At 68.9% G+C, this 12,287-nt stretch carries 12 protein-coding genes and 2 tRNA genes; 7 read left to right on the top strand and 7 right to left on the bottom strand.

Features of this window, described 5'->3' with window-relative positions; all coding sequences use genetic code 11:
• Positions 1-32: 32 nt before the first annotated feature.
• Positions 33-284 (top strand): hypothetical protein, encoded by a 252-nt coding sequence (locus tag EDF33_RS07725; protein WP_123293970.1) that lies wholly within the window; start codon positions 33-35, stop codon positions 282-284.
• 104 nt (positions 285-388) lie between these two features.
• On the opposite strand, the gene EDF33_RS07720 is transcribed toward EDF33_RS07725, so the two are convergent.
• Entirely contained in the window at positions 389-1,225 is an 837-nt protein-coding gene (locus EDF33_RS07720) for an alpha/beta hydrolase (protein ID WP_131845440.1), read from the bottom strand.
• Positions 1,226-1,347: 122 nt separating this feature from the next.
• Between EDF33_RS07720 and EDF33_RS07715 the strand changes: the two genes are divergently transcribed.
• On the top strand, positions 1,348-1,947 hold the full coding sequence (locus EDF33_RS07715; RefSeq protein WP_132099662.1) for a TetR family transcriptional regulator: 600 nt from the start codon (positions 1,348-1,350) through the stop codon (positions 1,945-1,947).
• A gap of 196 nt (positions 1,948-2,143) precedes the next feature.
• Complete coding sequence (locus EDF33_RS07710) at positions 2,144-4,168, top strand: M3 family metallopeptidase (RefSeq protein ID WP_132099661.1); 2,025 nt, start codon at positions 2,144-2,146, stop codon at positions 4,166-4,168.
• A gap of 204 nt (positions 4,169-4,372) precedes the next feature.
• Here the strand turns inward: EDF33_RS07710 and clpX are convergent, their stop codons facing one another.
• Entirely contained in the window at positions 4,373-5,653 is a 1,281-nt protein-coding gene (gene clpX, locus EDF33_RS07705) for an ATP-dependent Clp protease ATP-binding subunit ClpX (RefSeq protein ID WP_111084519.1), read from the bottom strand.
• Positions 5,654-5,886: 233 nt separating this feature from the next.
• Between clpX and EDF33_RS07700 the strand changes: the two genes are divergently transcribed.
• A complete protein-coding gene (locus EDF33_RS07700; RefSeq protein WP_132099660.1) occupies positions 5,887-6,615 on the top strand; it encodes a YcnI family protein in 729 nt (242 codons plus the stop codon).
• Positions 6,616-6,665: 50 nt separating this feature from the next.
• Positions 6,666-7,271, top strand: a complete 606-nt coding sequence (locus EDF33_RS07695) for a copper resistance CopC family protein (RefSeq protein WP_243692386.1) — start codon at positions 6,666-6,668, stop codon at positions 7,269-7,271.
• A gap of 62 nt (positions 7,272-7,333) precedes the next feature.
• On the opposite strand, the gene EDF33_RS07690 is transcribed toward EDF33_RS07695, so the two are convergent.
• The 5 genes from EDF33_RS07690 to EDF33_RS07670 all read right to left on the bottom strand — a co-directional run bounded on the left by EDF33_RS07690 (position 7,334) and on the right by EDF33_RS07670 (position 10,624).
• Positions 7,334-7,993 (bottom strand): ATP-dependent Clp protease proteolytic subunit, encoded by a 660-nt coding sequence (locus EDF33_RS07690; protein ID WP_111075987.1) that lies wholly within the window; start codon positions 7,991-7,993, stop codon positions 7,334-7,336.
• A 26-nt stretch (positions 7,994-8,019) separates the two neighbouring features.
• Complete coding sequence (locus tag EDF33_RS07685) at positions 8,020-8,649, bottom strand: ATP-dependent Clp protease proteolytic subunit (protein WP_111084515.1); 630 nt, start codon at positions 8,647-8,649, stop codon at positions 8,020-8,022.
• Positions 8,650-8,818: 169 nt separating this feature from the next.
• Entirely contained in the window at positions 8,819-10,126 is a 1,308-nt protein-coding gene (gene tig, locus EDF33_RS07680) for a trigger factor (protein ID WP_159572754.1), read from the bottom strand.
• A 52-nt stretch (positions 10,127-10,178) separates the two neighbouring features.
• Positions 10,179-10,255, bottom strand: a tRNA-Pro gene (locus EDF33_RS07675).
• Between the two features lie 93 nt (positions 10,256-10,348).
• Positions 10,349-10,624 carry a hypothetical protein gene (locus tag EDF33_RS07670; RefSeq protein WP_132099658.1) on the bottom strand — a complete coding sequence of 92 codons (276 nt, stop codon included), beginning with the start codon at positions 10,622-10,624 and terminating at the stop codon, positions 10,349-10,351.
• Between the two features lie 68 nt (positions 10,625-10,692).
• Here EDF33_RS07670 and EDF33_RS07665 point away from each other — a divergent pair.
• Positions 10,693-10,763, top strand: a tRNA-Gly gene (locus EDF33_RS07665).
• Positions 10,764-10,927: 164 nt separating this feature from the next.
• Complete coding sequence (locus EDF33_RS07660; RefSeq protein ID WP_132099657.1) at positions 10,928-12,268, top strand: anaerobic C4-dicarboxylate transporter family protein; 1,341 nt, start codon at positions 10,928-10,930, stop codon at positions 12,266-12,268.
• Positions 12,269-12,287 lie beyond the last annotated feature (19 nt).

Genomic DNA, 12,287 nt, shown 5'->3' with positions numbered 1-12,287 from the left:
CCGGCCCGTCCACCACCGGACAGGAGGCACGGATGCAGTTGGGCACACGATGGAGCGTGGGTGGGGAGCCGCCTGCGCGACTGCCCGAAGCGATGGTCGTCGCCGTGCGCGGGGTCGAGGACGAACTGGCGGCCGAGTCGGTCGACACGGGAACCTGGGGCTGGACCCTGACGTTCCTCGAGGGCAAGCCGATCGTCGAGCTCGACGACGGCACCTCGATCCACCTCGACGATGCCGGGCACGCCCAGGTCACGAACCCCGACGACGCCGCGGAAGAGGACTGACGCGGGGCGCGTTCGCTCGGTGAGCAGAAATGGTCGGGTCCCCGGTGGGAACCCGACCATTCCTGCTCACGATGCGAGCGCTTCCAGACGCCCGCCGCGAGCGCCTACTCGGCGAGCCAGGTGAGCAGGACCTCGTTCACCTCGGCGGTGTGCGTGGTGAGCAGGCCGTGCGGGGCGCCCTCGATCTCGACGTACTTCGCGGCCGGCAGCGCCTTGGTGAAGCGGCGACCGGTGGCGTCGATCGGCAGGATGTTGTCCGCCGTGCCGTGCACGATGAGCGCCGGGACGGTCACCTTCGGGATGTCCTGACGGAAGTCGGTCGGCCAGGTCAGCGGTGCTGCGGCGGACGCGATCGCACCCGAGCCAGCGGCGATGTTCCAGGCGTTGCGGACGGCCTCTTCCGAGATGCGCGAGCCGAGGTTCTCCGACAGGTTGAAGAAGTCCTGGTAGAAGTTCGTGAAGTACGCGTACCGGTCCTTCTTGACGTCGGCGGCGATGCCCTCGAAGAACGACATCGGGCCGGCGCCGTCGGGGTTGTCGTCGGTGATGGCCAGGAAGGGCTCGAGCGAGGCGAGGAACGCGACCTTGGCGATCCGGTCCTGTCCGTGGCGGCCGATGTAGCGGGCGATCTCACCGGTGCCCATCGAGAAGCCGACCAGGATCACCTCGCGCAGGTCGAGGGTCTCGAGGACGGTGTGCAGGTCGTCGGCGAAGGTGTCGTAGTCGTAGCCGGTGCTCGGCTGCGAGGACTGCCCGAAGCCGCGGCGGTCGTACGTGATCACGCGGTAGCCGGCCTCGAGCAGGGCCGGGGTCTGACCCTCCCACGAGTTGCCGTCGAGGGGGAAGCCGTGGATCAGCACGATCGGCTGACCGGTTCCCTTGTCCTCGTAGTGGAGTTCGATGTCGACGCTGTTCTCGGTTCCGACGGTGATGGCACCCATGATCGTTTCCTTCCCTGAGCCTCGCGGAGAACGTTCGTTCTCCGTCGATGTGCCTTACACTAGAGAACGATCGTTCCCGGCGCAACTCGGGAACGGTGAACACGCAGCGAACGGGGTACGTCATGGCAACCAGCACCATCAGCACGGTCGACGCCGACGTCCGCGCACACATCGTGGACGTCGCCGACCAGCTGTTCTACGCGCGCGGCATCCAGTCCGTCGGCATGGACGAGATCCGCACGGGCGCAGGCGTCTCGCTGAAGAAGCTCTACGCGGCGTTCCCCGGCAAGGAGCAGCTCATCGCGGCCGTCCTGTCCGGGCGGCACGACCTGTGGGAGCGCGGCGTGCACGGCGCGGTCGAGGCGGCCACGACCCCGCGCGACAAGCTGCTCGCCGTGTACGACTTCCTCGAGTCGTGGTTCGGCGACGACACGTTCCGCGGCTGCGGCTTCATCAACGCCTTCGGGGAGCTCGGCGCGACCTCGCCCGCGGTCGCCGAGATCGCCCGCGACCACAAGGACTCGTTCCAGCGGTTCGTGCAGGAGCTCACCGCCGAGGTCGTCGCCGATCCGGACCGAGCCGAGGAACTCGCCGCACAGCTCGCCCTGCTCGCCGAGGGCGCGCAGACCACTGCTGCCATCGCCGGCACCACGGAGCCCGCGGCGCATGCCCGCCGTGCCGCGTCGACGCTGATCGACGCCGCGACGGGGCCGTCCCGCTGACCTGGTCGTTCCGGGCGTACCTGGTCGTTCCGGGCGTACCTGGTCGGTTCTTCCGACCAGGTACGCCCGATTCCGCTTTCCAGTCCGGTCGCGATGGGAAGGAACGCGACCACAGGGCGGTCGGGAGGCGCGGGGCGGGGCCGCCACGGGCCTCCCGTCCGCCCCGTCGCGGCGCGACGTCCGTAGGGTGGTTGCCATGGCAACCCCGTTCGACGTCCTGAGCACCCTCCCCTACGCCCTGCCGCCCTTCGGCGACGTGCGACTCGAGCACTACCGACCGGCCTTCGAGGCCGGCATGGCCGAGCAGCGCGCCGAGGTCGAGGCCATCGCCACCGATCCGCACGCACCGACGGTCGAGAACACCCTCATCGCCCTCGAGCGCTCCGGGCAGCTGCTGACCCGGGTCAGCCACGTGTTCTTCACGCTGTCGTCGGCGGACTCGACGCCGGAGCTGCACGACCTCGAGGCCGAGGTCTCGCCGTTGCTCGCCGCCCACCGCGACGCGATCACGCTGGACTCCCGGCTCTACGCCCGAGTGCAGTCCGTGCTCGACGGCGCCGCAGCCGCCGGGCTCGAGGGCGAAGCGCTCCGCCTGGTCGAGCGCACCCACGCGGAGATGACCCTGGCGGGCGCCGGGCTCGACGACGCCGGCAAGGAGCGCCTGACCGCGATCAACCAGGAGCTGTCGACGCTCACGACCACCTTCGAGCGCAACCTGCTCGAGGACACCAACGACTCCGCCGTGCACGTGACCGACGAAGCCGAGCTCGAGGGACTCGACGACGGTGCGAAGTCCGCCGCTGCCGGTTCCGCTGCGGACCGCGGCCTCGAGGGCTGGCTCATCACCCTGCCGCTCTACACCGGCCACCCGTGGCTGCCGTCGCTCGCGAACCGCGACCTGCGCGAGCGGATCATGCGCGCCTCGCTCGCCCGCGGCCGCCGCGGCAACCAGTACGACAACCGCGAGGTCCTGCTGCGCATCGTGCGGCTCCGTGCCGAGCGCGCCGAACTGCTCGGGTTCCCGAACCACGCCGCCGTCGTCACCGCCGACGAGACGGCGAAGACCCCCGAGGCCGTCGACGGACTGCTGTCGTCGCTCGTCGGCGCTGCAGCCCGGAACGCCGACGACGAGCGGGCCGTCCGGTCCCGAACGGTCGGGTTCGACATCGAGTCGTGGGACTGGGCCTACGCCACCGAGATCCTGCGCGGAGAGCAGTTCGCCGCGGACAGCTCGGCGCTCCGACCGTACTTCGAGGCCGACCGGGTCCTGCACGACGGCGTCTTCCACGCCGCGGGCGCCCTCTACGGCCTGACCTTCACCGAGCGCCCGGACCTGCACGGCTACAACGACGAGGTCCGTGTCTTCGAGGTCACCGGCGACGACGACGAACCGGTTGGCCTGTACCTGCTCGACCTGTACACGCGCGACGGCAAGCGCGGCGGCGCGTGGATGAACCCCGTGGTCGAGCAGTCCGAGCTGCTCGGCACGCTGCCCGTCGTGGTGAACAACCTCAACGTCGCGAAGCCGGCGCCCGGGTCGCCGACGCTGCTCATCCAGGACGAGGTCGAGACGCTCTTCCACGAGTTCGGCCACGCGCTGCACGGCCTCATCGCCCGCACCACGTACCCCCGGTTCTCGGGCACGAACGTCGAGCGCGACTTCGTCGAGTTCCCGAGCCAGGTGAACGAGATGTGGGTGTCGTGGCCGTCGGTCCTGGCGAACTACGCGAAGCACCACGAGACCGGTGCCCCGCTGCCGCCCGAACTCGTCCTGGGCCTGAGCGAGTCCGAGGGCTTCAACGAGGGCTTCGGCACGACCGAGTACCTGGCCGCGGCGTTGCTCGACCAGGCGTGGCACCGGCTGTCCTCCGCCGACGCCGCTGCGGTCACGTCGGTCGAGGACTTCGAGCGGAACGCCCTCGCCGCCGCCGGCATCGCCGTCGAGGCCGTGCCCCCGCGCTACTCGTCGACGTACTTCGCGCACACGTTCTCGGGCGGGTACGACGCCGGGTACTACGGGTACATCTGGTCGGAGGTGCTCGACGCCGACACGGTCGAGTGGTTCCGCGACAACGGCGGGCTCTCCCGGGAGGCCGGCCGTCGGTTCGCATCACGGCTGCTGGGTGTCGGCGGCGCGAAGGACCCGCTCGAGGCGTACCGCGACTTCCGCGGGCGCGACGCCGAGGTCGGGCCGCTGCTGCGTCGCCGCGGCCTCGAGTAGGGCGCTGCGGGACCGGGCGCTTCCGGGCGTACCGCGTCGAATCGGGCGTACCTGATCGGAACTTCCGACCAGGTACGCCCGATCTCAATTTCCATCGCAGCCGTCATCGGAAGAACCAGGCGTCGACCCGCGGGCCGTGCCGACCGCCCCACCACGACGAAGCCCCGCACCGATCCGGTGCGGGGCTTCGGAGCGAGCGGAGCGCTACGCCGACTTCTCGACGCGCTTCGCCCGCGGCCGGGGCACGATGGTCGGCGCTGCGTTCTCGAGCACGGACTCGCGGGTGATCACCACGCGGGCGACGTCGTCGTCGGACGGGACGTCGAACATCACCGGGCCGAGGACCTCTTCGAGGATGGCGCGCAGGCCACGGGCACCGGTCTGGCGGAGCACGGCCAGGTCGGCGATCGCCTCGAGCGCACCCTGGTCAAACTCGAGCTCGACGCCGTCGATCTGGAACATCCGCTGGTACTGCTTGATCAGGGCGTTCTTCGGCTCGGTCAGGATCTGCATGAGCGCTGCCTGGTCGAGCTGCGACACCGTGGTGACGACGGGCAGACGACCGATGAACTCGGGGATGAGGCCGAACTTGTGCAGGTCCTCCGGCAGGACCTCGGAGTAGAGGTCCTGGTGATCGGTCGCACTGTGCAGCGGCGCCCCGAAGCCGATCCCCCGCTTGCCGACGCGCGAGGAGACGATGTCCTCGAGCCCGGCGAACGCACCGGCCACGATGAACAGGACGTTCGTCGTGTCGATCTGGATGAACTCCTGGTGCGGGTGCTTGCGACCACCCTGCGGCGGGACCGACGCGACGGTGCCCTCGAGGATCTTGAGCAGTGCCTGCTGCACGCCTTCGCCGGAGACGTCGCGCGTGATCGACGGGTTCTCGGCCTTGCGGGCGATCTTGTCGACCTCGTCGATGTAGATGATGCCGGTCTCGGCGCGCTTGACGTCGTAGTCGGCGGCCTGGATCAGCTTGAGCAGGATGTTCTCGACGTCTTCACCGACGTAGCCGGCCTCGGTCAGGGCGGTGGCGTCGGCGACGGCGAACGGCACGTTGAGGCGCTTCGCCAGGGTCTGCGCCAGGTAGGTCTTGCCGCAGCCGGTCGGGCCGATGAGCAGGATGTTCGACTTCGCGATCTCGATGTCGTCGCGGTCTTCGGCAGCGGTGATCTGCCCCTGCGCACGGATGCGCTTGTAGTGATTGTAGACGGCCACGGCGAGGGCACGCTTCGCCGGGTCCTGCCCGATGACGTACTCCTGCAGGAAGTCGAAGATCTCGCGGGGCTTCGGCAGTTCGAAGTCACCGCTCGAGGTGTCCTCGCCGGCTTCCGCCAGACGCTCCTCGATGATCTCGTTGCACAGCTCGACGCACTCGTCGCAGATGTAGACACCCGGACCGGCGATCAACTGCTGGACCTGCTTCTGGCTCTTGCCGCAGAAGGAGCACTTGAGGAGGTCCCCGCTCTCTCCGATGCGTGCCATTGCCGTGCCTCCCTGGTTGGACGTGCCGGCCCGCGCACTCGCACCGGCCGCTGGTGCACCGCTGCTGGTGGGCACCTCGTCGTGGACACGAGCCTAACCGCAACCGGTGACACCGACCGTGCGGCGCCGCGGAATTTCGCGCGCGCGTTCGCCCAGGGCGTTCGGGCCTGCTACCGTGATCCAGTCTTCTCTACAAGTTGTAGAAACACCGTCCCGACCATCGAAGGATCCCCATGCAGAAGCGTCTCGCCGCCGGCGGCGCCGTCACCCTCGGCGCCGTGGCCGTCATCGTCCTCGGCACCGCCGGCGCAGCCAGCGCGCACGTGTCCGCGACGGCCACCTCGACCGCCGCGAACTCGTACACCACGGCGACCTTCTCGGTCCCGCACGGCTGCGACGGCTCCCCCACCACGAAGATCGAGTTCCAGGTGCCGGAGTCCGTCATCGAGGTCACCCCCACCGTGAACCCGAACTGGAAGATCACGAAGGCGACCGAGCCGTACACGAGCCCCTCCGCCGCGGCCGACGGTGAGCACGCCGAGGACGCCGCCGAGCGCGTCACGAGCATCACCTACACCGCGAAGACCCCGCTCCCCGCCGACGAGCGCGACACCTTCGCCCTCTCCTTCTCGCTGCCGGACGGCAAGGCCGGCGACCTCGTCGAGTTCCCCGCGATCCAGACCTGCGAGAAGGGCTCGGTCGAGTGGAACCAGGAGCAGCAGGCCGGCGAGGCCGAGCCCGAGCACCCGGCCCCCTCGATCACGCTGACCGCGGCCGAGGCCACGGACGACGACGGTGACCCGGTCGCCGCCACCCCGACCGCCGAGGCCGCAGCTGGCTCGACGACCCCCGCGGACCCCGACCTGGTCGGCCGCTTCCTCGGCCTGGGCGGTCTGGTGCTCGGCGCCGTCGCCCTGGTCGTCGCCGTCGCCGGCACGCGTCGTCGGAGCTCCGCCAAGTGACGCAGCGCGGCTCGCGTCGGGCTCGGCTGCGGTCCTCTGCCTGGAGGCTCGTGGCCGGGTCCGCCGCGGCCGTCGCGATCGCAGGCGGTGCGGTCCTCGGGCTCGCGGGTCCCGCCAGCGCGCACAACTACCTGATCGCGTCCACCCCGGAGGTCGGCGGCACGCTCACCGCGCTGCCGAAGGCGTTCGAGATCACCACGAACGACAAGCTGCTCGACATCGGCGACTCCGGTTCGGGCTTCGCCTTCCGGGTCGTGGGTCCGGACGGGAAGTACTACGAGGACGGCTGCGTCGACATCGACGGCCCCTCGATGACCACGCCCGCCGCACTCGGCGACTCGGGGAAGTACACCGTCGAGTGGCAGATCGTCTCCGCCGACGGCCACACCGTCTCCGACGAGTACGCCTTCACGTGGAAGGCCCCGTCCGGCTTCTCCGCAGCCTCGGGATCGGCCACGCCGCCCACCTGCGCCACCGCGGGAGACGACTCCACCGAGGCCGCCACCACCGGCACCGCCTCGGGTGACACCGACTCGGCCGCGACCGACGCGCTCTGGATCGGCGCCGGAGGCGTCGTCCTCGTCGCCGCGGTCGTCGCGGTCCTGCTGCTCCTGCGGCGCCGCCCCGCGCCCGAGACGGACGACACCGAAGACTGACACCGCCGCACGACGAAGGCCCCACACCGATCGGTGCGGGGCCTTCGTCGTTCCTGCTGGTGCTACTTGACGAGCGCCGGCAGGTTCTTGCGGCTGGTGAGGACCTGGTCGATCAGGCCGTACTCCACGGCTTCCTGCGCGGACATGATCTTGTCGCGCTCGATGTCGTGGTTGATCTCCGCCGGCGTCTTGTTGGAGTGCTTCGACAGCGTCTCCTCGAGCCAGGTGCGCATGCGGAGGATCTCCGCCGCCTGGATCTCGATGTCCGACGCCTGTCCGCCACCCTGCTGGACAGCGGGCTGGTGGATGAGCACGCGGGCGTTCGGCAGGGCCAGACGCTTGCCCGGCGTGCCACCGGCGAGGAGCACTGACGCGGCCGAGGCGGCCTGACCGAGGCAGACCGTCTGGATCTGCGGACGGATGTACTGCATCGTGTCGTAGATCGCCGTCATCGCGGTGAACGAGCCACCGGGCGAGTTGATGTACATGACGATGTCGCGGTCGGGGTCCATCGACTCGAGCACGAGCAGCTGGGCCATGACGTCGTCAGCCGACGCGTCGTCGACCTGGACACCGAGGAACACGATGCGGTCCTCGAAGAGCTTCGCGTACGGGTCCTGGCGCTTGTAGCCGTAGGCCGTGCGCTCCTCGAAGCTCGGCAGGATGTACCGATCGGAGGGAGCCGGGACGTTCTGCGCGCCACCGAGCATTGGGAGATGCATTCTCGTTTCCTTTTCTTCGGTGGGGGTCAGGACTGGGCGTCGGGGTCGGCAGCCGCGGTCGGCGTCGCGCCGTCACCGACGGTGCCACCACCGCCGACGACCTCGGCCGACGAGGCACGCAGGTGGTCGACGAAGCCGTACTCGAGGGCTTCCTGCGCGCTGAACCAGTTGTCGCGGTCGTTGTCCTTGAGGACCTGCTCGATCGACTTGCCGGTCTGCTCGGCCGTGAGCTCCGCCATGCGCTGCTTCATGTCGAGGATGACCTTGGCCTGCGTCTGGATGTCGGCAGCGGTGCCGCCGAACCCGCCGGACGGCTGGTGCAGCAGGACGCGGGCGTTCGGCGTGATGTAGCGCTTGCCCGGCGTGCCGGAGGACAGCAGGAACTGTCCCATCGACGCGGCCAGGCCGATGCCCACGGTGACGATGTCGTTCGGGACGAACTGCATCGTGTCGTAGATCGCCATGCCGGCGGTGATCGAGCCACCGGGCGAGTTGATGTAGAGGTAGATGTCCTTCTCAGGGTCCTCGGCGGCGAGCAGCAGCAGCTTGGCTGCGATCTCGTTCGAGTTGTCGTCGCGGACCTCGGAGCCGAGCCACACGATCCGGTCTCTCAGAAGGCGGTCAAAAACACTGGGGTTCAGTGTTGCTTCGGCCATGGAAAAGCTCCCGTTCAGTTGTCGCTTGTTGTCGAACTTATCGGTTGCAACGCACCACTTCGCGTGTGTTCGCCGACAGCAATGCGGTGGTGCGGAAAACACGAGACGGGAGGCACGGTGCCAGCTGGCACCGTGCCTCCCGTCTGTATCGCTGGTGGCGTCGAGTTCGTTACTCGGCGTCCTCAGCAGGGGCCTGCGCGACGCCCGCCGTGAAGGCGGACAGGTCGACTGCGTCGCCGTTGGTGTCCTTGACGGTCACCTTCGACAGGACGGTCGCGACCGCCTTCGAGCGGGCGACCTCGCCGACCATGCCCGGGATCTGGCCGTTCTGGTCGATGACCTTGATGAACTCGGCCGGCTCCATGCCGTACTGCGCAGCAGCCTGGATGAGGTACTGGGTCAGTTCCTCCTGGGAGACCTGGATCTCCTCCTTCTCGGCGATGGAGTCGAGGAGGATCTGCGAGCGGAAGGCCTTCTCGCTGGACTCGGAGACCTCCTTGCGGTGCTCGTCGTCCTCGAGGCGGTTCTCCTGCTCGAGGTGACGGTGCACCTCGTCCTCGATGAGCTGCTCCGAGATCGGGATGTTGACGTCCTCGATGAGCTTCTCGACGAGCTTGTCGCGAGCCGCGGCGCCCTGACCGAAGGTCTTGGACTTCGCGATCTGCTCCTTCAGGTCCGCCTTGAGCTCGTCGATCGTGTCGAACTGGCTGGCGATCTGGGCGAACTCGTCGTCGGCCTCGGGGAGCTCGCGCTCCTTGACGGCGGTGACGGTGACGGCGATCTGGGCGGTCTCGCCCTCGCGGTCGCCACCGACGAGCTTCGACTCGAAGTTCGTCGACTCGCCGGCGGTCAGGGACTCGAGCGCCTCGTCGATGCCCTCGAGCAGGTCGCCGGAGCCGATCTCGTAGGAGACGCCGGTGGCCGAGTCGACCTCGTCGTCGCCGATGCTGGCGGTCAGGTCGATCTGTGCGAAGTCGCCGGTCTTCGCCGGACGGTCGACGGTCACGAGCGTGCCGAAGCGGGTGCGCAGGTTCTGCAGCTCCTCTTCGATCTCGTCGTCCGACACCTCGACGGCGTCGACGGTGAGCTCGTACGCGGAGTAGTCCGGCAGGTCGAACTCGGGACGGACGTCGACCTCGAAGGTGAGGACGAGGTCGCCCGCGAAGTCGGCGAGGTTCGGCAGCTCGGCGACGTCGGCCTCGGCACGGCCGAGGATGCGCAGCTCCTGCTCTTCGACCGCCTGGCGGTAGAAGTTGTCGATGGCGTCACCGACGGCGTGGTTCAGGACCTCGCCACGGCCGACGCGCTGGTCGACGATCGCCGGCGGGACCTTGCCCTTGCGGAAGCCGGGGATGTTGATCTGCTCGGCGATGTGCTTGTACGCGTGGTCGATGCTCGGCTTGAGATCTTCCGGCGTCACGTTCACGGTGAGCTTGACGCGGGTGTCGCTCACCTTGTCGACGGTGCTGGTGGCCACGGGATGTTCTCCTGTTGGTTGACGTTCGTGTGGTCGATGGTTCTCGAGGACCTGGTCGGGGCGACAGGAGTTGAACCTGCGACCTCCCGCTCCCAAAGCGGGCGCTCTACCAAGCTGAGCTACGCCCCGTTTGACTGGGCCAGGGTGTCCGCGCGCGCCGAAGGGCGCATGCGACGCCGATGAGTCTAGCGGTCCCCCGGTGCGCGGTTCCCGGGAGGGACGTCACTCGTCCGCTGCGGCGCGTCGCAGGCCGTTGCGCCACCGCACGCCGACCACCACCTGGACCCCGAGCGCCGTGATCGCGAGCACGATGCCGACGACGATCCGCCACACGTGCAGCAGGGCGTGCGCGGGCTGCGACTGCGGATCGCCGAACAGCTCCGGGCGCATCGAGAACACGATCGCGGCGAGGACCACCAGCGCGTAGGAGACCACGCGCGACCAGCGGATCGTGCGCTCGGCGCCGGCGTCCGGCTTGGGGATGACGCGCCCTGGCATGTCGTGCTCGTTCGTTCGGTACTCGTTCGTCCGCTACGATGGTCTGGCTGCGCCTGGTGCGCAGGCGCGGGGATGTAGCTCAATGGTAGAGCCCCAGTCTTCCAAACTGGCCACGCGGGTTCGATTCCCGTCATCCCCTCTCTCGTTCCTCCCTCCATCGCTCCCCGTCATCCGATCCGGGTGATGTTGCCGTCCCCGGGTCCGGCTCCGGGCCGATCCCCGTCCGGAGTCGGCGCTTCCGACTTATGCTCTGCGCATCACGCCGGTGCCATCAGGGGCCCGGCGGACGGCGAGGGGTCCGCCATGGACGTCGTACTGTTCATCGTCGAGTTGTTGGTCGTGCTCGGCTGCATCGTCATGGGGACCCGGTTCTCCGGCGTCGCGCTCGGGCTCTGGGGCGGTGTCGGCGTCGCGATCCTCGTGTTCGTGTTCCGTCTCCCGCCGGGTTCACCGCCCGTCGACGCGCTCCTCATCGTCATCTCGGTCGTCGTCGCGTCGAGCGTGATGCAGGTGTCGGGCGGCATCGACTGGATGGTGTCCGTCGCAGCGAAGATCATCTCGAGTCACCCGAAGCAGATCACGCTCATCGCGCCGCTCGTCGCGTTCCTGTTCTCCGTCGGCGCCGGGACGTCGAACATCCTGTACCCGCTGCTCCCCGTCATCCAGGACCTGTCCTACCGGAACGGCATCCGTCCGTCGCGCCCGTTGTCGTTGTCGGTGGTCGCCACCGGCGTCGCCCTCGCCTGCAGCCCCGTGTCGGCCGCCATGGCGGCGATGGTCACCCTCACCGAGGTGCAACCGTACGGTTTCGAGCTCGTCGACATCCTCAAGGTGACCATCCCGGCAGCCGTGGTCGGGATCGTGGTGTCGTCGTTCGTCGTCCGCCGCCTCGGCAAGGACATCGCCGACGATCCGGCCATCCAGGCGCGGATCGCGGCGGGCACGCTCCCCGCGCCCGACGCGAGCGGATCCGTCAAGCAGGCCGAGGTCACGGTGACCGCGCGTGGACGGAACGCCGCGATCGTGTTCTTCCTCGGAGTGTTCGCCATCGTCGCGTTCGGGCTGTTCACCGGTATCCGCCCGCTCGACGCGGACGGTGTCCCGGTGGGCATGACGCCGATCATCGAGATCGTGATGTTCGTCGTGGGGACGCTCATCCTCCTGATCAGCCGTCCGAAGGTGAGCGAGGTCCCGACGACCACCGTGTTCCGGGCCGGCATGGTCTCGGCCGTCGCGCTGTTCGGGCTCGCGTGGCTGACCGACACGTTCCTCGCCCACTACACGGAACAGATCTCCGACTCGATCGGCGGACTCGTGTCGGCGGCGCCGTGGATCTTCGCGCTGGGCGTCTTCCTCGTCTGCGTGTTGACGACGAGCCAGTCGACGGCGACGCGGACCATCGTGCCGATCGGGCTCGCCGCGGGGATCCCCCTCGGGCTGCTCAGCGGGATGTGGGCGGGTGCGTTCGCCGGGATCTACCTCCTGCCGACGAACGGGTCGCAGATCGCGGCGGCGAACTTCGACGCGACGGGCAGCACGAAGCTCGGGACGAAGCTCGTCGACCACTCGTTCTTCGTGCCGACCCTCGTCCTCGCGGTCACGACGATCGCGTTCGGCGCACTGTTCGGCGTCCTCTGGGGCTGAGCCCGTGCCGGCGGACGGC

The sequence above is a fragment of the Curtobacterium sp. PhB146 genome (assembly GCF_004342995.1).
In the GTDB taxonomy this organism is placed as follows: Bacteria; Actinomycetota; Actinomycetes; order Actinomycetales; family Microbacteriaceae; genus Curtobacterium.
This window is presented reverse-complemented; position numbering and strand designations above follow the sequence as displayed.

Coding starts and splice junctions, on each gene's coding strand:
- EDF33_RS07670 (WP_132099658.1), bottom strand. CDS start 10,624: ATGCCAGGGCGCGTCATCCCCAAGCCGGACGCCGGCGCCGAGCGCACG.
- clpX (WP_111084519.1), bottom strand. CDS start 5,653: ATGGCACGCATCGGAGAGAGCGGGGACCTCCTCAAGTGCTCCTTCTGC.
- EDF33_RS07700 (WP_132099660.1), top strand. CDS start 5,887: ATGCAGAAGCGTCTCGCCGCCGGCGGCGCCGTCACCCTCGGCGCCGTG.
- EDF33_RS07660 (WP_132099657.1), top strand. CDS start 10,928: ATGGACGTCGTACTGTTCATCGTCGAGTTGTTGGTCGTGCTCGGCTGC.
- EDF33_RS07715 (WP_132099662.1), top strand. CDS start 1,348: ATGGCAACCAGCACCATCAGCACGGTCGACGCCGACGTCCGCGCACAC.
- EDF33_RS07725 (WP_123293970.1), top strand. CDS start 33: ATGCAGTTGGGCACACGATGGAGCGTGGGTGGGGAGCCGCCTGCGCGA.
- EDF33_RS07720 (WP_131845440.1), bottom strand. CDS start 1,225: ATGGGTGCCATCACCGTCGGAACCGAGAACAGCGTCGACATCGAACTC.
- EDF33_RS07710 (WP_132099661.1), top strand. CDS start 2,144: ATGGCAACCCCGTTCGACGTCCTGAGCACCCTCCCCTACGCCCTGCCG.
- EDF33_RS07690 (WP_111075987.1), bottom strand. CDS start 7,993: ATGCATCTCCCAATGCTCGGTGGCGCGCAGAACGTCCCGGCTCCCTCC.
- EDF33_RS07685 (WP_111084515.1), bottom strand. CDS start 8,649: ATGGCCGAAGCAACACTGAACCCCAGTGTTTTTGACCGCCTTCTGAGA.